This window comes from Flagellimonas sp. 2504JD1-5 (genome assembly GCF_053618295.1).
Genome location: NZ_JBSIOU010000001.1, coordinates 1,499,505 through 1,522,668, shown reverse-complemented (window position 1 = coordinate 1,522,668; position 23,164 = coordinate 1,499,505). Strand labels below are relative to the sequence as shown.

21 protein-coding genes are annotated in these 23,164 nt (G+C 40.4%); 5 read left to right on the top strand and 16 right to left on the bottom strand.

Annotated elements, in window-relative coordinates; all coding sequences use genetic code 11:
* The 5 genes from ACULLG_RS06765 to ACULLG_RS06745 all read right to left on the bottom strand — a co-directional run.
* The coding region (locus tag ACULLG_RS06765; RefSeq protein WP_452126539.1) for a beta strand repeat-containing protein at positions 1-1,272 on the bottom strand (1,272 nt) is incomplete at its 3' end.
* A gap of 158 nt (positions 1,273-1,430) precedes the next feature.
* Positions 1,431-2,312: an ACP S-malonyltransferase gene (gene fabD, locus ACULLG_RS06760; RefSeq protein ID WP_452126009.1), complete on the bottom strand. Its 882-nt coding sequence runs from the start codon at positions 2,310-2,312 to the stop codon at positions 1,431-1,433.
* Between the two features lie 129 nt (positions 2,313-2,441).
* Positions 2,442-2,957, bottom strand: coding sequence for a gamma carbonic anhydrase family protein (locus ACULLG_RS06755; protein WP_452126008.1), 516 nt, complete (start codon positions 2,955-2,957; stop codon positions 2,442-2,444).
* A 10-nt stretch (positions 2,958-2,967) separates the two neighbouring features.
* On the bottom strand, positions 2,968-3,699 hold the full coding sequence (locus ACULLG_RS06750) for a LytR/AlgR family response regulator transcription factor (RefSeq protein ID WP_452126007.1): 732 nt from the start codon (positions 3,697-3,699) through the stop codon (positions 2,968-2,970).
* A complete protein-coding gene (locus tag ACULLG_RS06745; RefSeq protein ID WP_452126006.1) occupies positions 3,699-5,906 on the bottom strand; it encodes a histidine kinase in 2,208 nt (735 codons plus the stop codon). Before ACULLG_RS06745 ends, ACULLG_RS06750 begins: the two co-directional genes overlap by 1 nt.
* A gap of 209 nt (positions 5,907-6,115) precedes the next feature.
* Between ACULLG_RS06745 and ACULLG_RS06740 the strand changes: the two genes are divergently transcribed.
* Positions 6,116-7,288, top strand: a complete 1,173-nt coding sequence (locus tag ACULLG_RS06740; protein WP_452126005.1) for a VWA domain-containing protein — start codon at positions 6,116-6,118, stop codon at positions 7,286-7,288.
* 48 nt (positions 7,289-7,336) lie between these two features.
* Here the strand turns inward: ACULLG_RS06740 and ACULLG_RS06735 are convergent, their stop codons facing one another.
* Positions 7,337-8,332 carry a PorP/SprF family type IX secretion system membrane protein gene (locus ACULLG_RS06735; protein WP_452126004.1) on the bottom strand — a complete coding sequence of 332 codons (996 nt, stop codon included), beginning with the start codon at positions 8,330-8,332 and terminating at the stop codon, positions 7,337-7,339.
* 126 nt (positions 8,333-8,458) lie between these two features.
* On the opposite strand from ACULLG_RS06735, the gene ACULLG_RS06730 reads away from it, so the two are divergent.
* The 4 genes from ACULLG_RS06730 to ACULLG_RS06715 all read left to right on the top strand — a co-directional run bounded on the left by ACULLG_RS06730 (position 8,459) and on the right by ACULLG_RS06715 (position 12,686).
* Positions 8,459-9,355 carry a NifU family protein gene (locus tag ACULLG_RS06730; RefSeq protein ID WP_452126003.1) on the top strand — a complete coding sequence of 299 codons (897 nt, stop codon included), beginning with the start codon at positions 8,459-8,461 and terminating at the stop codon, positions 9,353-9,355.
* 70 nt (positions 9,356-9,425) lie between these two features.
* Positions 9,426-9,626 carry a dodecin family protein gene (locus tag ACULLG_RS06725; protein ID WP_130613447.1) on the top strand — a complete coding sequence of 67 codons (201 nt, stop codon included), beginning with the start codon at positions 9,426-9,428 and terminating at the stop codon, positions 9,624-9,626.
* 58 nt (positions 9,627-9,684) lie between these two features.
* Positions 9,685-11,793: a thioredoxin domain-containing protein gene (locus ACULLG_RS06720; protein ID WP_452126002.1), complete on the top strand. Its 2,109-nt coding sequence runs from the start codon at positions 9,685-9,687 to the stop codon at positions 11,791-11,793.
* A gap of 68 nt (positions 11,794-11,861) precedes the next feature.
* Positions 11,862-12,686, top strand: a complete 825-nt coding sequence (locus tag ACULLG_RS06715; RefSeq protein WP_452126001.1) for a mechanosensitive ion channel family protein — start codon at positions 11,862-11,864, stop codon at positions 12,684-12,686.
* A 4-nt stretch (positions 12,687-12,690) separates the two neighbouring features.
* Here the strand turns inward: ACULLG_RS06715 and tsaB are convergent, their stop codons facing one another.
* From tsaB to ACULLG_RS06665, 10 genes are all read right to left on the bottom strand, one after another.
* On the bottom strand, positions 12,691-13,368 hold the full coding sequence (tsaB, locus tag ACULLG_RS06710) for a tRNA (adenosine(37)-N6)-threonylcarbamoyltransferase complex dimerization subunit type 1 TsaB (protein WP_452126000.1): 678 nt from the start codon (positions 13,366-13,368) through the stop codon (positions 12,691-12,693).
* A 16-nt stretch (positions 13,369-13,384) separates the two neighbouring features.
* Entirely contained in the window at positions 13,385-14,710 is a 1,326-nt protein-coding gene (locus ACULLG_RS06705) for a TolC family protein (RefSeq protein WP_452126538.1), read from the bottom strand.
* Between the two features lie 43 nt (positions 14,711-14,753).
* On the bottom strand, positions 14,754-15,869 hold the full coding sequence (locus ACULLG_RS06700; protein ID WP_452125999.1) for an efflux RND transporter periplasmic adaptor subunit: 1,116 nt from the start codon (positions 15,867-15,869) through the stop codon (positions 14,754-14,756).
* A 26-nt stretch (positions 15,870-15,895) separates the two neighbouring features.
* Positions 15,896-17,095 (bottom strand): ABC transporter permease, encoded by a 1,200-nt coding sequence (locus ACULLG_RS06695; RefSeq protein WP_452125998.1) that lies wholly within the window; start codon positions 17,093-17,095, stop codon positions 15,896-15,898.
* Between the two features lie 59 nt (positions 17,096-17,154).
* Positions 17,155-18,384: an ABC transporter permease gene (locus ACULLG_RS06690; RefSeq protein ID WP_452125997.1), complete on the bottom strand. Its 1,230-nt coding sequence runs from the start codon at positions 18,382-18,384 to the stop codon at positions 17,155-17,157.
* On the bottom strand, positions 18,377-19,078 hold the full coding sequence (locus ACULLG_RS06685; protein ID WP_452125996.1) for an ABC transporter ATP-binding protein: 702 nt from the start codon (positions 19,076-19,078) through the stop codon (positions 18,377-18,379). Before ACULLG_RS06685 ends, ACULLG_RS06690 begins: the two co-directional genes overlap by 8 nt.
* Before the next feature lie 98 nt (positions 19,079-19,176).
* Complete coding sequence (locus ACULLG_RS06680; protein WP_452125995.1) at positions 19,177-20,289, bottom strand: efflux RND transporter periplasmic adaptor subunit; 1,113 nt, start codon at positions 20,287-20,289, stop codon at positions 19,177-19,179.
* A 35-nt stretch (positions 20,290-20,324) separates the two neighbouring features.
* The gene (locus ACULLG_RS06675; RefSeq protein WP_452125994.1) at positions 20,325-21,584 is read right to left on the bottom strand and encodes an ABC transporter permease; all 1,260 of its coding nucleotides are present in this window, start codon (positions 21,582-21,584) and stop codon (positions 20,325-20,327) included.
* 25 nt (positions 21,585-21,609) lie between these two features.
* Positions 21,610-22,854, bottom strand: a complete 1,245-nt coding sequence (locus ACULLG_RS06670) for an ABC transporter permease (RefSeq protein WP_452125993.1) — start codon at positions 22,852-22,854, stop codon at positions 21,610-21,612.
* Positions 22,855-22,966: 112 nt separating this feature from the next.
* A complete protein-coding gene (locus ACULLG_RS06665; protein WP_452125992.1) occupies positions 22,967-23,140 on the bottom strand; it encodes a hypothetical protein in 174 nt (57 codons plus the stop codon).
* Positions 23,141-23,164: the final 24 nt, after the last annotated feature.

The window sequence follows — 23,164 nt, the reverse complement described above, 5'->3', positions numbered from 1 at the left end:
CGCACCGCCGCTGCTGTTGGCCACATCAAGGCTGACCGTGTACTCGCCGGTGGTCGTGCCAAGCTCCGTCGCGGTGCCATCGGTCGCAGTGATTGTCGCAACCGGGTCAGGGGCCACATCGTCACTGGTTATCGTGACATCTGCACTGTTCGGGGCGCCCACCGTATAACCCGTGCCCGTGGCAAGGGTGACGGTCACGGTCTCGTCAAGCTCGACGTCCGAATCGTCTATCGGGGTAAGGGTGATCGTAGCGCTCTGCTGCGTGTCAGGGATGTCAACACTGCCCGCAAGGGCAACAAAGTCCGAGCCAGAGGTCGCGTCGCCGCCCACCGTGTAGTTCACCGTTATCGCACCGCCGCTGCTGTTGGCCACATCAAGGCTGACCGTGTACTCGCCGGTGGTCGTGCCAAGCTCCGTCGCGGTGCCATCGGTCGCAGTGATTGTCGCAACCGGGTCAGGGGCCACATCGTCGTTGGTGATCGTGCCAAGGCCAGTGTCATCCGTTATCGTGGCGTTCACAGGGGCGCTCAGAACCACCGTGAAGTCCTCGTCCCCCTCCACATCCGTGTCACCGTTGACCTGTACCGTGACGGTCGTACTGGGGGTGCCCGAGGTTATCGTGCCGCTCCCGCCGCTTATCTGTACGTAGTCGCTGTCGGCCAAGGTCGCACTCCCGTCGGCCGTGTTCACCGTAAAGCCTATGTTGTTCGTGGCATTCCCGCCGCCGTCCACACTCACCGTGAACACAAAGTTCGTTGTGCCCGCATCGCCCTCGGACAGGGTCACGTCGCTTATGCTGATGGCATCCAAGGGGGCCACATCGTCGTTGGTGATCGTGCCAAGGCCAGTGTCATCCGTTATCGTGGCGTTCACAGGGGCGCTCAGAACCACCGTGAAGTCCTCGTCCCCCTCCACATCCGTGTCACCGTTGACCTGTACCGTGACGGTCGTACTGGGGGTGCCCGAGGTTATCGTGCCGCTCCCGCCGCTTATCTGTACGTAGTCGCTGTCGGCCAAGGTCGCACTCCCGTCGGCCGTGTTCACCGTAAAGCCTATGTTGTTCGTGGCATTCCCGCCGCCGTCCACACTCACCGTGAACACAAAGTTCGTTGTGCCCGCATCGCCCTCGGACAGGGTCACGTCGCTTATGCTGATGGGGTCTTGTCCAAATCCAAAATTAAAAACCAATAAAGTGAGTGCAGTAAAGAGTATTTTCCTGTTACCATAGCAGGAAAACAATTGTATTGAGGCTTTTTTTAAGAAGGGCAACATCACCAATTTTATCTATTTCAGTATCGTTCTTTATTCCATTTAGGTCGGTGATTTGGGAAGAATCAATATTACTAAAAATTAAAGGAATGCCCACAACTTAACAGATTAAATCTATGTTTCTCGGGTGAATGGTTATTAAGGTCGGAAAAATCCTATTTTTAAAGGGCTGCAGACGAAGTTTCAGCTCCTGAATCAATCTTTCTCACCAATCCTTGAAGTACTTTTCCAGGTCCCACCTCAATGAAAGATTTTCCACCATCCTTTACCATTTGTTGCACGCTCTGCGTCCACTTTACTGGTGCAGTAAGCTGCAGAATCAAATTGTTTTTTATCTCAGCTGAATCGGTAACGGCGGTAGTAGTCACATTTTGATAGATAGGACAGTTTGGAACGTTAAAGTTTGTAGCCTCAATTGCAGCCGCCAATTCTTCCCTCGCAGGCTCCATTAAGGGTGAATGAAATGCACCCCCCACTGGAAGTAACAATGCTCTTCGAGCTCCAGCTTCCTTAAGTTTTTCGCAAGCTGTATTTACGGCTTCAACCTCACCAGAAATCACTAATTGTCCTGGGCAGTTATAGTTTGCTGGAACCACAATTCCTTCGGTTTCATTGCAAATTTTTTCTACCACATCATCTTCCAATCCCAAGACAGCGGCCATGGTACTTGATTGCATTTCGCAAGCCTTTTGCATTGCCAAGGCTCGTTGTGACACCAATTTTAGTCCATCAGCAAAATTGAGTGTTCCATTGGCTACCAACGCAGAAAACTCTCCCAACGAATGACCTGCAACCATATCTGGTTTAAAATTCTCTCCTAAAACTTTGCTCAAAATCACCGAATGCAAAAATATTGCCGGTTGGGTAACCTTAGTCTGCTTAAGGTCTTCAGGGGTTCCTTCAAACATAATGTCGGTAATGGAAAACCCTAAAATATCGTTTGCGTCTTCAAACAACTCTTGGGCCAAAGGTTGGTTTTCGTATAGATCAAGACCCATTCCAACGAATTGGGCCCCTTGTCCTGGAAAAATATATGCGTTCATCGGTTTAGTTTTAAGTGGTGCAAAAATAGGGATTATTTGAATGTCAGATGTCAGATGTCAGATGTTGGGTTTCGGGTTTCGGGTTTCGAGTTTCGAGTTTCGAGTTTCGAGTATTATGGTGTATATTTTTCAATCTTCTTTAAACCAAGAGGAGTACATTACGTAGGCGTTTGCTATTCGGTCTATTTCACCAGCGCTTAATTCAGGACTTACTTCTTTGATTTTTTTGGCTGGCATTCCGGCATAAATGCATCCAGCTTCTATATGCGTGCCTTTGGTAACCACAGCTCCTGCTGCTATAATGGAATTGCTTTCAACAACACAATCATCCATGAGTATCGCTCCCATTCCAATGAGTACATTATCTTTTACGGTACAGCCATGCACAATGGCATTATGCCCTATTGAAACATTATTTCCAATATTTGTTGGTGATTTTTTATAGGTGCAATGTATAACGGCTCCATCTTGGATATTGACCTTATCTCCGATTTTTATATAATGTACATCTCCACGAACAACAGCATTGAACCAAATGCTGCATTGATTCCCCATGGTGACCTCTCCTACAATTGTTGCATTTTCGGCAATAAAACAATCCTCACCCATTTTTGGGGATTTCCCTTTAACTGATTTGATGATCATCTGTTCTGACTTATTGAAAATAGGACAGCAAGGTAGCTTTTTTTGATGCGGAAACCGATAGTTCTTTTCCATTGGTCAACACTACACTTCCTCCTTTGCCTCTTTTATATTTAGTAACCTTACCCACATGTACCAAATACGATTTGTGTATTCTGGCAAAAGCATATTTCGACAAGGTGTCCTCAAAATATTTAAGGGTTTTGCTCACCACTATTTTTTTATGTTCTAAATAAATTTCCGTGTAATTGTCATCGGCTTTACAGAAGTAAATATCGTTCACGTCCAATACTTGAAAGCCATCTTGTTGAGGCAAAGTGATTTTTCCTTTGGTTTTTGATGTTTTCGCTTCCAAAACCTGTCCTTCCAAGGCATTTTCCTTTATTTTAATTTCTTTTACATACTCCACCGATTTCACCAATTCATCAATATTGATAGGTTTCATTAAATAATAGGCTGCATGGTTGTTAAGCGCGTCCATCGCATATTGATTGTACGCGGTTACAAAGACCGTTTCAAAAGTTCGGTCTGGCAACTTATCCAGAAGGTCAAACGCATTTCCAAAGGGCATTTCCACATCTAAAAAAACCAAATCTGGTTTATGCTGTTGAATCAACTTTTGTCCTTCTTCAATATTCGACGCTTCTCCCAAAAGTTTTATTCCATCACAATATTTTGAAAGATAATTTCTAAGAATCTCTCTGCTATTTGCTTCATCTTCGACTATGATAGTTTTTAATTCCATCAATCCTTTTTAAGTTTTAGGGTCACTTTGGTTCCGGTTTCATTGTCATATAAATCAGAAATGGACACATCCACTTTGTTTTTGTACATGTCGTTAAGAATTTGGATGCGTTTTTTAATATTCCCCATCCCTTTGGATTTCTGCTTCTTTTGGTTAGATGTTTTCAATGCGGCTGACTTTTTTCTTCCTATGCCATTATCCATTATCTGAATCTCCAGCATATCGTTTTCTGTTTGTGCTATAACAATCTTTAGAAATCCTTTCTCTTCTCTATACCTTAATCCATGCCAAATGGCATTTTCAATATAGGGCTGTAGAAGCATAGGAGGAATTTCGAAAATATCTACGTCGATTTTTTCATCTATATCAATTTCATAATCAAACTTATCTGCAAACCGGGAATGCTCCAGTTTTACGTATAGTTCCAACAGTTCCAATTCCTTGGATAGGGGAATAAAATCTTCTTCGGAATTTTCCAATACACTTCGCATCAGTACAGAAAATTCGCTTAGAAATCGATTGGCACTTCGCTCATCACTTTTCGCAATATAGGTGTTGACGGAATTTAGCGCATTGAATATGAAATGAGGATTCATTTGGGTACGCAATGATTTCAGGGCCAATAGATTATTGGCCAGTTTTTGTTGTCTATTGCTCCGATAATACAAAAACGTTGTTAACGTCATCAGTACAATCCCGATGGCCAATGAGTAAATAATCCATTCCTGCTGTTTGCTGGCCTCCCTCACCAATTGTTGTTCTGCAACAGCCAAATTATATTTGCTTTGGGACAATTCCTGTTCTTGTTCAAGGCTGGATATCCGGTTCTGTTTGGTGGCAATCTCTCGATTGAACCGAGCCGCACGCGAAATTTCTTGTTCTTTACGCACATAGAGGCTGTCAACCACGGCAACATAGTTTTGGTATGATTCCAAAGCCTTGGAAAAATCCCCTTTATATCGATATACTTCAGAAAGTTTCCTCGTTGCGTCTTTTTGCACCACTAAATCATCTTCACTGTCCGCTTCAACGATACTTCGTTCTAGATACGGAATAGCTTCGTCCAATTTATCTTGGGCGATATAGGCATTGGCAATTTTGTAATTGATGCGTTGTGATGTTATGGAATCCGAATTTAACAGACCTGTGTTTTGTTTGGATGCAACAGCTTGTGGCAATTGCTGCAATTCACTTAGGCTCTTTTTTCGCAATCGGATTTCATCATCATATCTGTTTTTATCGCTATAGAAATCAGCCACCTTTTCGTTTTCCTCAATCAATCTTTCTGGAGCAACTTGTTTTGACAGGTTTAACGAGTTATTGTAAAAACCCTCTGCCTCAATAATACGGTCTTCATCGGCATACGCATCGGCAATCTTGGAGTTTAGATCGATGACCTTGGGTGAGATTTGATTCTTCTGGGCCACGTCCAAGCCTTCTTGGTAAAAATCCAATGCTTCGGCCAAGTTGGATTGCGCTTTTTTCACATCCCCCAATGCTTCATATAGTTCGATGCGTTGATAAGGAATCATGTTTTTTGATTCCAATAATGGGGTAAGTATGTCCGCTGCATTACCATACTCTTTATTAAATAGATACGCTTTGCCAAGCAATAGTTTGGTCTTGTTCGATTCTCGATTCGACAATGCATCTTTAAAATTGGTAATGGCCAGGTCGTATTGGTTATGAAATAAATAAATATCCCCTAAAGTGGTCAAGGCAGCGGACAACTCTCTTTTATTGCCTCTATTTCCCAATTGCGAAATCGATTTGGCAATAAAATCGATACTTTTTTCCAGATCCGTTTTTTTATAAAAGTTAGCCGAATCCAGAAATCGTTCATGGTTCATGGCACTTCTATTGGCTTCCTTTTTCTTTTTTTGAGCTACACTATACGCATCGTAGCCTTGCACACGAACGTCAATATCTTCATCGGATTTAATACGATGTCTTACTGTTTCAAATTCCGGGCTTTCTACGATGAGAACATCACCTATAGAGGCTTGTATTTTAAATTCCCCCAAAGCATTGGTTCTGGCATACCTTCCGGAGCTTGTGGAAACATCTACTCCTGAAATGGGCTCAAAGTTCTCCATCCCTTTAACGGTACCTTTGATTTCCATAACGGAACTGCTGCTGCTTACCTGCGAGTATCCGGTAAACCCAGTTATCAAAACAAAGATTATGATATATGCCCTTCTAGCCATTTTCGCTTTAGAATCTTAGGTAAACTTAATTGATCTAAAGCGTATTAAAAAATGGGTTTAGGGCAGAATGACATGCAAAAACACCTTAAATCACCCCTTTACAAATACATAGGAACACCTCACTCATTCTAAGGGTGCGTTCCCTCATTTCCAATTTTTAATTAAAAAAGTCCAAAATACTTTTAGGGCATCTTTTAAAATCTTGAATTATGAAAAATGTAAAATATGTATTGGGGTTGGCTCTTGCCACATTAACCCTTGGAAATATCTACGGGTGTAATATTAAAGAAAAACACCCGTTGAAGACGGCGCTGGTCACCAAATCGATTGTAGAAAAACCAGCCAAGCAATATGTTAAGATCGCCTTGCTTTTAGACACCAGCAATAGTATGGATGGGTTAATCAATCAGGCAAAAGCGCAACTTTGGGACATTGTAAATGAATTTACACATGCAAAATGCGGAAATTCCACTCGTCCTTTACTGCAAATCGCATTGTATGAATATGGAAATGATAATCTGAGCTCGAATGAAGGTTACATCAGGCAGGTCATCGGTTTTAGCAATGATTTGGATGAAATTTCCGAAAAATTATTTTCATTAACCACAAACGGAGGTGAGGAGTATTGCGGTCAGGTTATCCAAACCTCTTTAAAACAATTGGATTGGGGTAAAAATGCCGATGATTTAAAAATGATTTTTATCGCGGGTAACGAACCCTTCACCCAAGGCAAGTTAAACTATCAGGATGCCGCCCATAACGCCAAAGAGCATGATGTAATTGTGAATACTATTTTCTGCGGAAACTACAATCAGGGGATTTCCACAAAATGGAAAAATGGCGCAGTAATGACTGGCGGTGAGTATATGGCCATAGACCATAACAGACAAGTGGTGCATATTGATACACCTTACGATGACATCATTATCAAACTAAATGGTCAACTCAATGGCACCTATATTTCGTACGGCTCCATGGGAAGGCAGAAAAAAGCCGCCCAGGTCATGCAAGATAGTAATGCTGCCGAGCTAGAAGAAGTGGTTGCGGTAAAAAGGGCTGTTAGCAAAAGTTCACGATTGTACAAAAACTCCAATTGGGATTTGGTTGATGCTGTTGAAGACGATGAAGAGGTAGTTTCCAAACTAAAAGAAGAAGATTTACCCTCAGAATTAAAAGGAAAATCGGAAAGTGAAATAAAGGAATATGTTGTCTCCAAAAAGAAAGAGCGCGAAAAAATCCAAAAACAAATACAGGAGCTCAACAAAAAACGTGAGGCCTATATAGCCAAAAATCAAAAGGAAGAAGCTGGCGAATTGGAAAATGCGATGCTATCAGCTATAAAAGCTCAAGCCTCTAGAAAAAACTATAAATGGGATAAATAAACTCCTAATTGCAGGTAAAAATGGGTCTATCCTTTGGATAGGCCTTTTTTAGTTATTGGCGGCAGGACAGTAGCAATCGTAACGTTTACCTTGATCATTCTGACCAAAGTCATAACCCAATGTAATCTGATGGAATCCACCATTATCAAAACGGATATCCCCGGATTGGTAGGAATAATTATAGGAGAACAAAAAATTATTCCAATTGACACCAACAATAGGAGTAAACAATTGCAAACGTTGCTCCCCAAACGCTCCATTAGTCTGAAATTGGGCACCATCGAAGCTTCTTCGGTATGACAATCCTGCCCAAACGGTTCCAAAGCTAACATCCCTGTATACTTTGGCGTTAAAATCGATTGTCTTTTCCTTGGTAAAATCGGTCAACTGAAAAAGAACAGAAGGTTCAATTCGAGTTTTTCTACCAAAAACATAACCTGCCGAAAGCAAATATCTTCTAAGGTTATCAAATTCAGCGGCCGTGTACAGGTCTCGACCACTACCTAAAATATTCAAAACAGCTGCGTGGGCATAAAATTCCAAAAGATTGTAGGAAACACCCAAATCCACATTAAAGTAACTTGCAGTATTCTTGACACCAGTAATTACCGGATCAGGAACAACCGACCTAAATTCAGATTCATCCAAACTACTTAAAATAACCCCAGCGCTCAATCCGAACGATATTTGGTTCAGTGTCCTAAAATCACCTGCCAATTGTAGGTGATGCGCATACGTTGCCTTAAAACCTGTTTGGGAATGATACCCGTTTGAATCGTTAAATAAAATTGCTCCAACACCACTGCGTTCCCCTACTCTGGAATTAACGTTCAAGGTTTGCAAGCTTGGCGCTTCATCCACACTAAACCATTGCTTACGTGCGGTAAGTCTAATCTTGGTTCCTTCGGCAATTCCAGCCATTGACGGATATACCAGATAGTAGTTATCTGCCAAATAATCAAAGTAAATAGGAATTCCCTCTTGGGCCTTAGCAGTAATCCCAAAAAACAGGGTTAAGATCAATGGGGTTAGATAGCGTCTCATGCAACGATTTTGGGCAATAGTTGAGGTTTAAAGGTAATCAAACATTTAGATAACGGTTGAAGCGGTACATTATTATATATTTTGACCCTCTTATTTACTTTGGTATTTTTGCATCAAACAGTCGCTATGAAAGAATATAATATCACTGTTATTGACACCAATAACAACAAAATCTTAAAATTCGAAGCCAATCATTTCCTTGTTAAGGGGAATTATGAGTATAAAAATATTGATGACGCCAAAAACTCACCCTTGGCACAGCAGTTATTCTACTTGCCTTTCATCAAAACAGTTTACATTTCCAGTAACTTTATCGCCTTGGAACGCTTTGATATTGTTGAATGGAATGATGTGAAGGACGAGGTGGCACAACAATTGGTTGAATATTTGAATGCAGGTGAACCCATAGTGACCGAAGAAGACACTAAAAAGAAGCAGCCCGTTACTGTCTATGCCGAAGTTACCCCCAATCCAGCGGTAATGAAATTTGTATCCAACAAAAAAATAGTACCTGCCTCTTATGAATTCAAAAACATAGATGAGACTACCGATTCGCAATTGGCTCGTGAACTTTTTCATTTTCCTTTTGTAAAAGAGGTTTTTTTCGATGAAAATTATGTTTCCGTTTCCAAATTTGATGTTGCCGAGTGGGAGGATATTACCATGGAAGTGAGGGAGTTCATTAGGGATTTCCTTGCAGATGGAAAAGAAGTAGTATCCCAAACAGCAATCGAGAAAGCCAAAGAAACTGCGACACAACAAGGAAGTCAGGTTCAATATGACGCTACCTCACAGCAAATTGTTGACATTTTAGAAGAGTATGTAAAACCGGCAGTTGCCAGCGATGGAGGGAATATTCTTTTTCAATCTTATGAAGAAGAAAGCAAAACCGTCAACGTTGTTTTACAAGGAGCCTGCAGCGGCTGCCCTTCCTCTACGTTTACCTTAAAAAATGGGATAGAGACCATGTTAAAAAACATGATGGGCGACAAGGTGAATGAGGTAGTTGCCATCAATGGTTAAATTCATACAATTATACTGTGCGTAATCCCAATTTTTCCTAAATTGAATAAATTTAAAATCATTAACTATTATGGCAGTATTAAAAGTAATCGAGGTATTGGCCAACTCTGATGAGAGCTGGGAACAAGCCGCAAAAAATGCATTGGAACAAGCATCCAAATCCGTTAAAAACATCCGCTCTGTATACATAAACGAACAAAGCGCTTCTGTTAAAGATGGTAAAATCGATGACTACCGAGTGAACGTAAAGATTACCTTCGAGGTAAAATAATCAAGGGCAATGTAAAGCGCCCTTTTATGGGCGCTTTTTTTATGGCCAAAATATAGTTATGATCAAAAGAATTGTCATTTTTTCCGTTCTGTTTTCCTTGACACAAGGATGCACCCAAAAAGCAACCAAAGTGGACCACAAGTACACCAATGCCCTAGTTAACGAAACCAGCCCCTACCTGCTGCAGCATGCACATAACCCTGTAAACTGGGAAGCATGGAGCCCAGAAGTGCTAGATCGAGCAAAAAAAGAAGACAAACCATTGTTAATTAGCATAGGGTATGCCGCTTGTCATTGGTGCCATGTAATGGAAAGCGAGTGTTTTGAGGACGAGGAAGTGGCCCAAATGATGAATGAGAATTTTGTCAATATTAAAATTGACCGAGAAGAAAGACCCGATGTAGACCAAATATATATGGACGCCATTCAAATGATGTCCGGAAACGGTGGTTGGCCCCTAAATATTGTTGCACTACCTGATGGAAGGCCATTTTGGGGGGCAACATACGTGCCTAAAGACAATTGGATCAAATCCTTGGACCAATTGATCAATCTCTACAAAAAAGACAAATCAAGGGTTGTACAGGTAGCAACCGACCTTGCAAATGGAATTAATGCAATCAATCTGGTAGAAAACAAAGCGGATGCCGACACCTTTTCTTTAGATCAGTTAGACAAGGCTGTTTCAAATTGGTCAAGACATTTTGACAATTATTTAGGAGGATACAAACGTGCACCAAAATTCATGATGCCCAATAATTGGGACTTTTTACTGCACTATGCAACGGCCGCTGATAAACCTGAATTGTTGGAACAGGTTAATACAACATTGACCAGAATGGCATATGGAGGAGTTTATGATCATGTAGGTGGTGGTTTTTCAAGATATGCCGTTGACACCAAATGGCATGTGCCCCATTTTGAAAAAATGCTTTATGACAATGGCCAATTGACCAGTCTTTATGCCAAAGCATACGCTGTAACGGGCAACGAACTATACAAAAACATTGTTGAAGAAACCATTGATTTTGTTACCGAGGAATTGCTCGACGAAAACAACGGTTTTTACTCCTCATTGGATGCCGACAGCTTGGACGAACATGGAGAATTGGAAGAGGGTGCATACTATGTTTGGAACAAAGAAGAATTAAAACAATTGCTGGCCTCTGATTATGACATTTTCAAAGATTATTTCAATATAAATTCTTATGGGCTTTGGGAAAAAGGCAATTATGTTCTGATACGCGATAAAAATGATGAAGTAATTGCAGAACAACATAACATATCAGTACCTGATCTTAAACAAAAGATGAAAAAATCACTTGACATCTTAAAACAAGAAAGAGCTAAACGCGACAAACCAAGGTTGGACGATAAAATTCTTACGTCATGGAACGGTTTAATGTTAAAAGGTCTTATTGATGCCTATCGCTATTTGGGAAATCAGGAATATTTACAGCTTGCCCTCAAAAATGCAACATTTATTGAAAAGGAAATGATCAAAGATGATTCTTCCCTTTTCCGAAACCATAAAAAAGGGGAAAGCAACATCAACGCCTTTCTTGATGATTATGCGACCGTAATCGAAGCATATCTCGCTTTGTACGAAGTCACCTTTGATGAAAAGTGGTTAATGCAGGGCAAAGAATTATTGGATTATACCAAACTGCATTTTTTCGACAGTAAATCTGGCATTTTTTACTATACCTCAGACGAAGATGAATCTTTAATACGAAGGACCGTTGAAACCAGCGATAATGTGATTTCTGCCTCCAACTCCATAATGGCGAAAAACCTCTTAAAATACCATAAACTCTTTGCTAAAGAAGGTTATGGATCCATCGCAGAGCAAATGGTTAAAAATGTACAGGCCGATTTTAACGAAAGTGCCCAAGGATTTACCAATTGGCTGCATATGGTACTGTACAAAAATCAAAATTTCCATGAAATTGCGGTTGTAGGAGAGAATTACAAAACCCTGGGCAAGGAAATTGCCAGCAATTATCTGCCCAACAGCATTTTGGTTGGATCGCCCAAAGAAGGAAATATAGAGTTGTTGGAAAGTAGGTACAATGAAGGTCAAACATTGATTTATGTTTGTATTGAAGGTGCTTGCAAATTACCCGTCACCTCGGCAGATCAAGCATTGGGACAGCTACAGAATTAAACAAAGATTAATATCCTCAAGTTGTAAAAATTATAGCATCGTTTTTCTTTGCTTTTTATTTGAATACTATGGAAGAGTTTTGGAATCTTGAACAACAACTGGAAAAAGCCCTCGGTCTATTTTTAGGATATCTCCCAAAGTTAATTTTGGCAATTATAATTTTCATAGTTGGTTTATGGGTGATACGACTTATAAATAAGCTTGTTCACAAGTTCTTTGAACGAAAAGATTACGATGAAACTCTGGAAAGCTTTTTACAAAGCTTTATCAATATTGCGCTTAAGGTACTTTTAATAGTTGCCGTGGTTACAGAACTAGGGGTGCAATCTTCTTCACTTATTGCCATGGTGGGCGCGGCTGGTTTGGCAATTGGACTGGCACTACAAGGTTCTTTGGCCAATTTTGCCGGGGGTGTACTGATTCTTGTTTTTAAACCTTTTAAGGTCGGGGACTGGATTTCGGCTCAAGGTGTAGAGGGAACAGTAAAGCAGATCACCATTTTTAGCACCAAGCTTAACACTTTTGGAAACCAAGTGGCCATTATTCCGAACGGACAGCTTTCCAATGGCAGCATTGTCAACTACAACATGGAAAATACCCGAAGGGATAAGTTTGATGTTGGTATTGGTTATGAATCAAACATTAAAGAAGCAAAAGAAATCTTATTGCAGGTATGCGCAGATAGTCCGGATATTTTAAAAGAACCCATGCCCGAAGTTTACGTTGGTGAACTGGGTGACAGCTCAGTAAATCTCACCTTACGATTTTGGGCTAAAAATGATGTGTTTTGGCCCGCCCACTTCTACGTTATTGAAGAAACTAAGTCACGTTTTGACCAAGCTGGAATTGAAATCCCATTCCCACAACGTGTGGTTCATGAAGCATCGGAATAAACTGTTACTTCTTCTTTTTGGTCTGCAACACAAAGTCCTTTAAATAATAAGGCTCAAAATAGGCTACATCCTCAAAAGCATTCTCCCGGAATTTCCGAAAAGAAATAGTTGCCATTTCTTTGGCTGAAGGAACAACAGACGCATCAAAATGTATATTGGAATGATTTAAAACTTCCTTACATTTTTCAGCACCACTGCCCACAAGATGAACTTTTGAATGGGTCAGAAACTCACCAAAGGAATTTTCATCAATGATTTCTGCCTTGGTTTCCCGAATTTCTTTCATATCGACATTAAAAACGGAGGAATACACCTCCATCCGTCTTGCGTCCAAAAGAGGAATAATAACTTCTTCATCCAAAGCTTTCACTTGACTGGCCATACTTTGTAGAGTAGGTACCGAAATCAGGGGCAAATCCAAAGAAAAACACAAACCCTTGGCTGCCGACACTCCAATACGTAAGCCGGTGTATGATCCTGGACCCTTGCTTACCGCAATGGCATCCAAATCGGAAAAAGATAAGGAGGCTTCCTCCAAAGCCTCCTTTATAAAAACGTGTAATTGTTCTGAATGGGAATAATTGACAGCGTTGTTTTCCTTTAAACAAACAATGTCTTTCCCTTCCGAAATACTTACGGAACAATTAGTGGTAGCTGTTTCTAAATTTAGTATTCTGGCCATAGCGGCCACAAATATACTAGTTTAAAGAAATGGGAATGCCAAAATAGAACTCCAATATCTTCAACCTAAAAATATAGTCATACTTGGTTCGAATTACATCTGCTTCCGCATTGTCCAATCTGGATTGGGCTTGACTAAAGTCAAATGCATTCATTAATCCTACATCAAAACGTTCCCTTGCGTAGTCATAAGCGAGTCTTCTTGCATCCAATGTTTTTTCTGCAGCTTCGTAGGCCTTGAAAAAAGAAGTGACATCAACATATGCTTGATTGATATTGGTTTCCAAAGTCAATTTTTGCTGTTCAAGCTGGACTTTTGAAATATCCACATTAATTTTGGCTCTTTTAATATTATTCCTTGTACTCCATCCATTAAAAATGGGCACATTTAACTGAGCTCCATAAGAGATTCCATCGAAAATATACAATTGGTCAAAAAAGTTGCCGAAAATAGCATTCTGATCTGAATATCTGGTGTTATAGTTAAAAAAACCAGTTAGCGTTGGGTATCTTGCACCTTTAGCAATCTCCAAATCTTTTTCAGACAGCTCAACACTACTTTCAGAAAATTTAATGTCATTTCTAAAAGTCAATGCTTTATCAAAGATAACCTTGGGGGAGTTGTTAAGAATATCAGAAATAGGTATTTCGAAAGATTCTTCGGCAATATCAAAGTTTTCATAATCCGTAACCTGTAACATTTGAGCAAGATTTATCTTGGAAATAAGCACTAAACTTTCTCCATTGACCACTTGTTGTTCTTGATTAGCAGCGGTAGCTTCAATTTCCAAAAGATCCCCTCGAGGAGAGACACCTGATTCCACTAGTTCCTTCGTCCGCTTTAAATCCTGTTCTGTAACTGCCAACTGCGCCCTAAAAGTTTTTAGCGTCTCTTTGTTGGACAACACTTGCAGATAGGCATTGGCCACATTTAGTCTGATGTCATCTTTGATATCATCCACCCTATATTGATTTGCAATACCATTCAGTCGAGCCCTTTGAATTCTTTTAAAGTTTCTAAGCCCGTCAAACAAAACCAAATTGGAAGACAAATTAGCGCTAACATTTAAAATAGTATTTGTTGTGGGTTCATTGGTCGCAGGGTTGAAGGATAAACCTGTATTCGATGATATTGTAGATGAACCATTCAAGTTGGGAATTAGTGCCCCTATGGCATCCGACTCATCGATTTTGGCATTTTCCAAGTCCAGTTCAAACTGCTCTATGGTCAGGTTATTTTCAACTGCATAGGTAACACATTCTTGTAATGTCCATTTTCTCATTTGCGCATTTGTGATGAACGAAGCACAAATTATTAGTAGTAAAGTGATTCTGAATTTCATTCGTTTTTTGATTTTAATTCTGTATTTGGCTATTTGATTCTGATTAAGAATCTTCATCGTCACTCTTTTTTTCCAGTTTGTTCCACACCTTTATTTTGGCGTCCTCTTCCAAACCTGAGAGTACTTCCACATTTATTCCATCGCTTACGCCCAATTCTAGTTCTTTTCTTTCAAATTCGTTTTCGCCTGTTTCTACCTCAACATAAGGCACTTCTGTTTCTTTGTCAAATTGCAACAAGGCTTCCTTTATGGACAGTACATCTTTTTTTTCTTCCAAAACTATTGAGGCGTTCGCACTATAGCCGGCCCTTACATAGGTACTATCGTTCATGACCAAATCACCTTCGATCCTAAATTGAACGGCCCCCTCTTCTTCTACTCCTTTTGGAGCAATGAACTTAAGTTTTGCATCGAATTTATTTTTCTCCAAGGCCCCCAAAGAGATTTCCAACGGCATTCCCTCGTGTAGTTTTCCAACCTCAGCTTCATCAACCTCTCCTTCGAAAATCATTCTAGTCATATCGGCAATAGTGGCAATGGTGGTACCATCATTGAAGTTGTTACTTTGAATTACTTGATCACCTTCCTCCACTGGAATTTCAAGGATTGTCCCAGAAACCGTTGCCCTAATATTGGTGTTGGCACTGGATGAACCTCCTGCAGAACCTCTTCTTATAATTTGATAATCTGCCCTTGCGTTTTTCAGTTCTTGCTGCGCTTGATCATAGGTCAATTGCTGGTTGTTAAAATCTTGACTTGAGATAACGCCCTTGTCAAATAAAGCCTTGTTTCTATCATACTCTATTTTAGCATTGTTTAACGCTAATTCAGCATTTCGGACTCGACCGGCAGCCTGGTTTAAAGATTGCTCGTTGGGAACCACCTTGATCACTGCGATCAAATCCCCGGCTTTGACATCAACCCCCTCTTCCAAAAGAACTCTGTCAATAATCCCCGAAATTTGAGGTTTAATATTGATTTCATCCTCAGGGATAACTTTTCCGGTAACAATTACCTTGTTGGTGATATCCTTACGTTCTACGGTTTCAGTTTTGTATAGTTGTTTGGGTGTACTATTCTGTTTTAAGAAATAGACGATGGCTGCCAAAATACCTATTACGGCTATCCCTATCAGTCCATACTTTACATATTTGTTCATTGCTGCTATTTATTTATTCTGATTGATTATTCTTCTCTTAATGCTTCAATTGGCCGTACTCTAATGGCTTTGTTTGCTGGCAACAACCCAATCAGTACGCTTAAGGTGATCATTAGTAAAAACGAAATTCCGAATTGGGGAATATTCACCATTGGATTGACAAAGGGAAAATCATCGCCACTGCCCCATAATGAATTTAGTATGGCCAAAACTCCCACAGAAATTGCAAAACCAATAAGTCCGGCAAAAGCGGTCAAAACTATGGCCTCGACCACAATCTGTCTTTTTACCACAACAGGGGTCGCCCCCAATGCCCTTCTAACCCCAATTTCCTTGGTTCGTTCTTTTACTGTAATCAACAATATGTTACTAATTGCAATTACTCCAGCCAAAAGAGTAAATATTCCAATGAAAAATGAAAATCCTTTGAGTACATTGGTGAAAGCTGAGATATTGTTGAAGATTTCAGACATGTCGAAACTTCCTATGGCCCTTTCATCATCTGGATGAATGTCATATTTATTTTTTAGAATCGTCTTTATTTGCTTTTCCACAACGGCCACCTTGGTATTTGGCTCAACCGCTATAGCCATCCATCCCATTCTATCCCCTGAATTAAACGCCTTTTGAAAAGTTGTAAATGGTATGAACACCGCATTTTCACCATCAATATTTATGTTTTTACTGGGTTTGTAAATACCAACAACTGTGAAAAACACTCCATTGATTCGAATTTCGCCGCCAATGGCTTTCTCCCCTTTTTCAAACAATAGCTTATAGGTTTCTTCTCCAATAACACAGACCTTTTTTGAATGTTCTATATCATTATTGTTCAAAAACCTTCCTTCAACCAGTTTCTTCTTGGTAATATTATCAATTTCGGGGTAATCCCCATAAACCGATGATCCACTGGTCTGCCCTTTTCTGTAAACTGTGGTTACTGCCCTGTGGCTACCAAGTTCTATTCGTGGAGCCAATACCTCTATTTCAGGGATTTGTTCTTTCAAAATATGGGCATCCTCAATTTTATATCGAATTCGACGACCCCGTTCAAAACCTTTGTAAGGTTCTGAGGTACTTTGCCCCCATACAAAAAGGCTATTAGAAGCAGTGCCGGCAAAAATCTTGTCAAACCCATTGCTCATTCCATTTGCAGACCCTAACAGCAATACCAAAATGAGCATAGCAAAAATAACCCCAAGCATGGTCAAAAATGTTCGTAGCATATTTTTTCCAAGCGTGTGAAAAATTTCAGACCATAAATCTTTATCGAATAACCACATAATTATTTATCACTTAATGCCACTATGGGTTTTACATTTGCCGCCTTTATTGCGGGTATCAATCCGGCCATTACACCAGCTATTATCAACACAATAGTTGCGGTAATAACTGTGGAAGCACTAACATTGGGATTGCTGAAGGCTGGGGTCTCTATATTGGGCCCTATTGCCGCCAAGATTATCCAAGCGAACGTCAAACCTATAAACCCGGAAAGCGCGGTAATAAAAATAGACTCCAAAAGCACCAGATTAATAATTTGTCTGGGTTTGGCTCCCAATGCCTTTCTAACACCTATCTCTTTAGTTCGTTCTTTTATTGTAAAAACCATGATATTTCCAATACCCACAATTCCCGCAATTAAAATCAAAAAGCCAACTCCAATTCCTATAGCTCTTAAAACTGCTGAAAAGCTGCTGATATCATCAAAGGCTTCTGCATAATTCCACACAAACAATCCAGATTGATCGTTGGGTGCAACTTTATGTCTTCTTTTCATCAAATCTTCCAACCTTCCGGAAAACTCCAATGCCTTGGTAAGGTCGTATGTGGGATTATAGGTCAAGAGAACTTGGCTGATATAATTTGTATTTCCATAAATCCTCTGGTAGGTACTCACCGGAGCGTAAATCACCCTCTCTGCATTGTCATCACCCTCATCTATAAAAACACCAATTACTTTAAATGGTAAATTGTTGAATTCTACAAACTTGCCCAACGGATCCTCTGTTTTAAAAAGATCCTCGGCGACCTTTCGTCCAATTACGGCAACTTTGGCTTTGTTTATTTGATCCGCCTCATTAATGTACCTTCCTTTTATTACGATTGTTTTCTCTATCACCTGATGATCTGGATGCACCGCTTGAACGCGATAAGATCCTGTTTCACTTTGATATTTGGCAGTGGTATTTGCGTAATATCTGGCACTGATATATTCAATATCATCAGGAAAGCTCTGTTTTATGTACTCAATATCCTCATTTTTAAACTGGATGCGTCTTCCAGCCTCAAAACCGGCATAGGCTTTTGCAGTTGTGCCCGGACGCACAAAAATTGAGTTGGTTGCATCATCATTGAATTGACCAACAAATCCATTCTGCATTCCGTTAACCGAGGCCAATAGCATTACCAAAATAAAGATGGCCCAGCCAACAGAAAAACCCGTCAAAAAAGTACGGAGCTTGTTCTTTTTAAGTGTATTGAATATTTCTTGCCAAATGTCTCTATCAAACATATTGCTCGGCCCTAACTTGTTTTACCTTTTTGTCTTCGACAATCACCCCATCTTTTAAATGGACAATGCGTTTGCACATATGTGCTATATCTTCTTCGTGTGTTACTACAAGGATTGTGTTTCCATCATCATTGATTTTCTGAATCAAATCCATGACCTCATATGATGTAGTACTATCAAGTGCTCCAGTTGGCTCATCGGCGAGAAGTACTTTAGGTTCGGCTGCCATCGCCCTTGCAATGGCCACACGCTGTTTTTGACCCCCTGAAAGTTCACTTGGCAAGTGGGTAGCCCATTCTTTTAAACCAACTCTCTCCAAATATTTGAGCGCCTTCTCCTGTCGTTCCTTTCTTGGTACTCCTTGATAATAGAGTGGTAAAGCAACATTTTCTAAGGCACTTTTGTAATTGATCAAGTTAAAGGATTGAAAAACAAAGCCTAAAAACTTGTTTCTATATTGTGCCGCTTTGGTCTCGCTTAAATCTTTGATTGGAACACCATCCAAGGTATACTCACCACTATCCGCCCCATCGAGCATCCCCAGAATGTTCAGTAGGGTAGACTTTCCAGAACCAGAAGATCCCATAATGGCCACCAGCTCTCCCGCTTCGGCTTTAAAGTTGATTCCTTTTAGTACATGAAGGGAATTACTGCCCATTTTATAGGACTTGTGAAGGTCTTTGATTTCTATCATGATTGGTGCTATTAGCTATCTGGCATTTTGACTCCTGTAATATGACTTACAAGTCGTTAAAATGTTACAAGATTATTTTGAAATTTTTTGTTAAATGGTTAGTCGGCGTTTTCTTCTTCTTCAATGGCGTTCCAAACTTTGACCTTATCTTCTATGGCAAGTCCGGATTTTACTTCGACAAAAATACCATCACTGACTCCCAATTCGATTTCCCTGCGTTCAAACTGTTGCTCCGAAGTTTCTACTTCTACATAAGGGTTTTTTGTTTCGTCATCAAATTGGACCAAAGCTTCTTTTAGCGCCAAAACGCTATCCGCGCGTGCAAGAATAATGGAGGCATTGGCACTAAGTCCGGCCCTTATAAACACGGAATCTTGTTTTTTAAGTGTTCCTTTTATTTCAAATTGGATGGCCCCGTTCTCTTCTTTTCCCTTGGGTGCGATGTAATCCAGCACAGCATCAAAAACTTTATTTTCAATTGCCCCAACGGTTATTTCCAAAGGTAGGTCCTCTTTTATTCTTCCAACTTCAGATTCATCTACTTTCCCTTCAAAAATCATTTTTTCCACATCGGCCACTGCAGCAATTGTGGTCCCTTCATTGAAATTGTTACTTTCAATAACCTGATTTCCCACTTCTACAGGCACTTCCAAGACCATTCCACTAACAGTTGATTTGATTAAAGTATTGGCCGAATTGCTGAATCCCGAGGTTGTTCCTGTTTTCACAATATCGTATCGCTTGTTTGCCGCTCCATAAGACTGTCTTGCTTGATCATAAGCCACTTGGGCCCGTTCTAAATCAGCTTTGGAAATCACACCTTTGTCAAAAAGGGACAACTGCCTTTCATAATTCCTTTTTTGATCGTCCAAATTGATCTTGGCTTCATCGATGGCATTTTTAGCATCGTTCAAGGCGTTCAAGTTGGGCACTACCTTTATTTTGGCCAACAAATCACCTGATTTCACATAATCTCCACCTTCCACATAAATTTCTTCGATAACCCCTGAAATGTTGGGCTTGATCAATACTTCTTCCAACGGAAGAATGCTTCCGGTTGCCACTGCTTTTTTTATGATATTCTGTTTTGAGAGCTTTTCGGTTTCATACACCACTGGATCCTCTGTATTTTTTTGATAGAGATAATACATAGATCCTCCAAAAACGACTACGATGAGCAATAAGATGATGATGGTTACTGACTTTTTCATTGTGCTAGCTATGGTTAATTTTGATTGATTGATTTTTATTCTGTTCGTAAAGCTTCTATTGGACGCACTCGTATTGCACTGTTCGCAGGTATGAATCCGGCGAGCAATCCTGAGACCATTAATATTATTAATGCGCCGCTAACAACACCAACGCTCACATTTGGATTGATGAACATATCCACCGGACCTACACTATCCAGCAGGGAATTGATGCCGTAAATGACAAGGGAACCAAAAATTATTCCGACCATTCCAGAGATTATGGTCAAGAATATGGATTCCATCAGAATTTGTTTTTTAATGGACCAGGGCTGTTCTCCAAGTGCTCTTCGTATCCCAATTTCCTTGGTGCGTTCCTTTACTACAATAAGCATAATGTTGCTCACGCCAATGATTCCGGAAAGCAAGACCATAATACCGACTATATAGGCTATGGCCTTTAGGCCAACAAAAAGGCTTTCCACCCTATTGAACTGTTCATAAAGATCAAAATAACCTATGGCCCTATTGTCTTCAGGGTGTACCTTATGTCTTTCCCGCATTACATTGATAATACTCTCCTTTAATTTGGAAATGGAACTACCATCATTTGCAGTTATAGCCATCCAGCCCACATCTTCTCCCCGATTGAACGCCTGTGAAAATGCGGTGAACGGAACAAATATCTCTTTTTGGGCTTCTTCTCCATCACCATCGTTATTTTTTTTCTTGTAGGTTCCGATGACCATGAAATTGACTCCTTGAATTTTGATATAGGTCCCCAAAACTTCCTCGCCTTTCTCATACAACTCGGATTTTACACCCTGACCAATAACCGCAACTTTTCGCTTTTCCCGGATATCATTATGATTTACAAACCGACCAGAGGTTACCGTCATGGGATCTTGGTTGATAATTTCTGGATAGTCTCCATAAACATTATAGGCTCCAACTTGAATACCTCTAACCACGTTGCCAGCGCCTCTAAATCCGCCCAATTGATTTCTGGGAGAAACAAACCTAAGATTTGGCACATTATCCCAAATGGCCTGAACATCACTTACCTTAAACTCGAAACTTCTATCCTTTGGTAAGCCTTCGTACGGTTTCGTGGTTCTACGGGTCCACATAAACATAGTATTGGTTGCAATATCTCCAAAATCGGCTCTTATACCATTTTCAAAACCCTTGCCCGCTGCCAGCAAAACAATCAGGATAAAGATGCCCCAACACACACCAAATGCAGTAAGTATGGTTCTGCCCACATTGCTTGTGAGCACTTCCAATATTTCCCTCCATCTATCTCTATTGAACATCTTTACTTTATTCTTCTTTTATTAATTACTCATCACGTAATGATTCTATTACCTGGACCCTGGCTGCCCGCAACGCCGGGACCAACCCGGCAAGAGCTCCTGCAAAAATCAATACCATGACTGTTGAGAAGGCCACTTTGAAATTTACAGAAGGATTCAGCACATAATCAATTTGCACATGTGGCCCCAAAATTTCCAATAGGGTCATGCTAAAAATCAAACCTGAAAAGCCAGAAATGGCGGTTACAAAAATTGATTCGTGCAAAATCATCCCAACAATAGACCATGGCTTGGCTCCAAGTGCTTTGCGTATACCTATTTCCCGTGTTCTTTCCTTTACGACAATAAGCATTATATTGCTCACTCCAACTACTCCGGCAATTATGGTACATCCTCCAACGAACCAAAAAAACAGCTTCATGCTATTGGTAATCCCATAATATCTTTTGGCTTCTTCCATTGCACTCCATACATTCATGGCGGCATCGTCATCGGGAGCCACGGTATGCGATTGCTGCAAATATGACCTAAGGTCATCTTTAAACTTCACGGCTTGCGCTACAGCTTGATCAAAATTTTCAACTTCTGGAAGGGTATAGGATAAACTGTTTACCCTATTTCCACCATTAAAAACCTTTTGGGCGGTTGTAATGGGAATGTAAATACGTTCTTCTTCTCGATCCTGCATTTCTCCAAAAACCCCAACTATTTTAAATGGTATTCCCGAAATTTCTATAAACTCACCGACTGGTGAATCAACCTCTGTAAAAACATCTTTTTTGATTTTGTTTCCTACTACCGCCACCTTGCCTGTAGAGGTTTCATCTTGATAGTTGATAAAGCGGCCTTCCCTCATTTTGGGGCCTTCAATAAACTGAAAATCGGCGCTTACTCCCTGAACACTATATACCAGTGATTCTTTTCCATAGTTCACCGTAATGCCTCGGACAAAAATTCGAGGAGATTTGTACTCCACCGTTTCCCTAAACATAGAGGCTGTATTCTCAAAGTTTTCGTTATTGAATTGGATTCGTCTTCCTGGATTAAGGCCTTTAAACTCCTTTGAAGTAACTCCAGGCCAAGCCCAAACGCTTGTAGTGGCATCTTGCTTGAACTCATGCTCAATACCATTTCGCATTCCTTGGCCAAAGCCCAATAAAATAACAAGAATGAAAATACCGGATGCTACCGAAAGTCCGGTTAAAAAAGTGCGGAGTTTGTTCTTCCTAATGGTGTCAAATATTTCTTGCCACCTTTCAATGTCGAACATGATGGTTGGGTTTGATGATTGATGAATACGTTAACGTACACCAATATGACAAAATTTATGTCATATTGTTACACTCTAAAGATAAAAAAAGTGTTAAAACTTTAAAAATGGACTAGTTACGCAGCTTTTTATACACGAAATAGAAAAGCGCTCCGACCAAAATATAGGGAATTGCCATAAGGTAAACGATTCCGTTGTTGATTCCCTCAGCAGTATCGCCGCCAACTTCACTTTCAACTACTGCCCTGCACATTGCGCATTGTGCTTCCGATATTTGTGGAAGCATTATCAAAACCATTAAAAGCAAAAA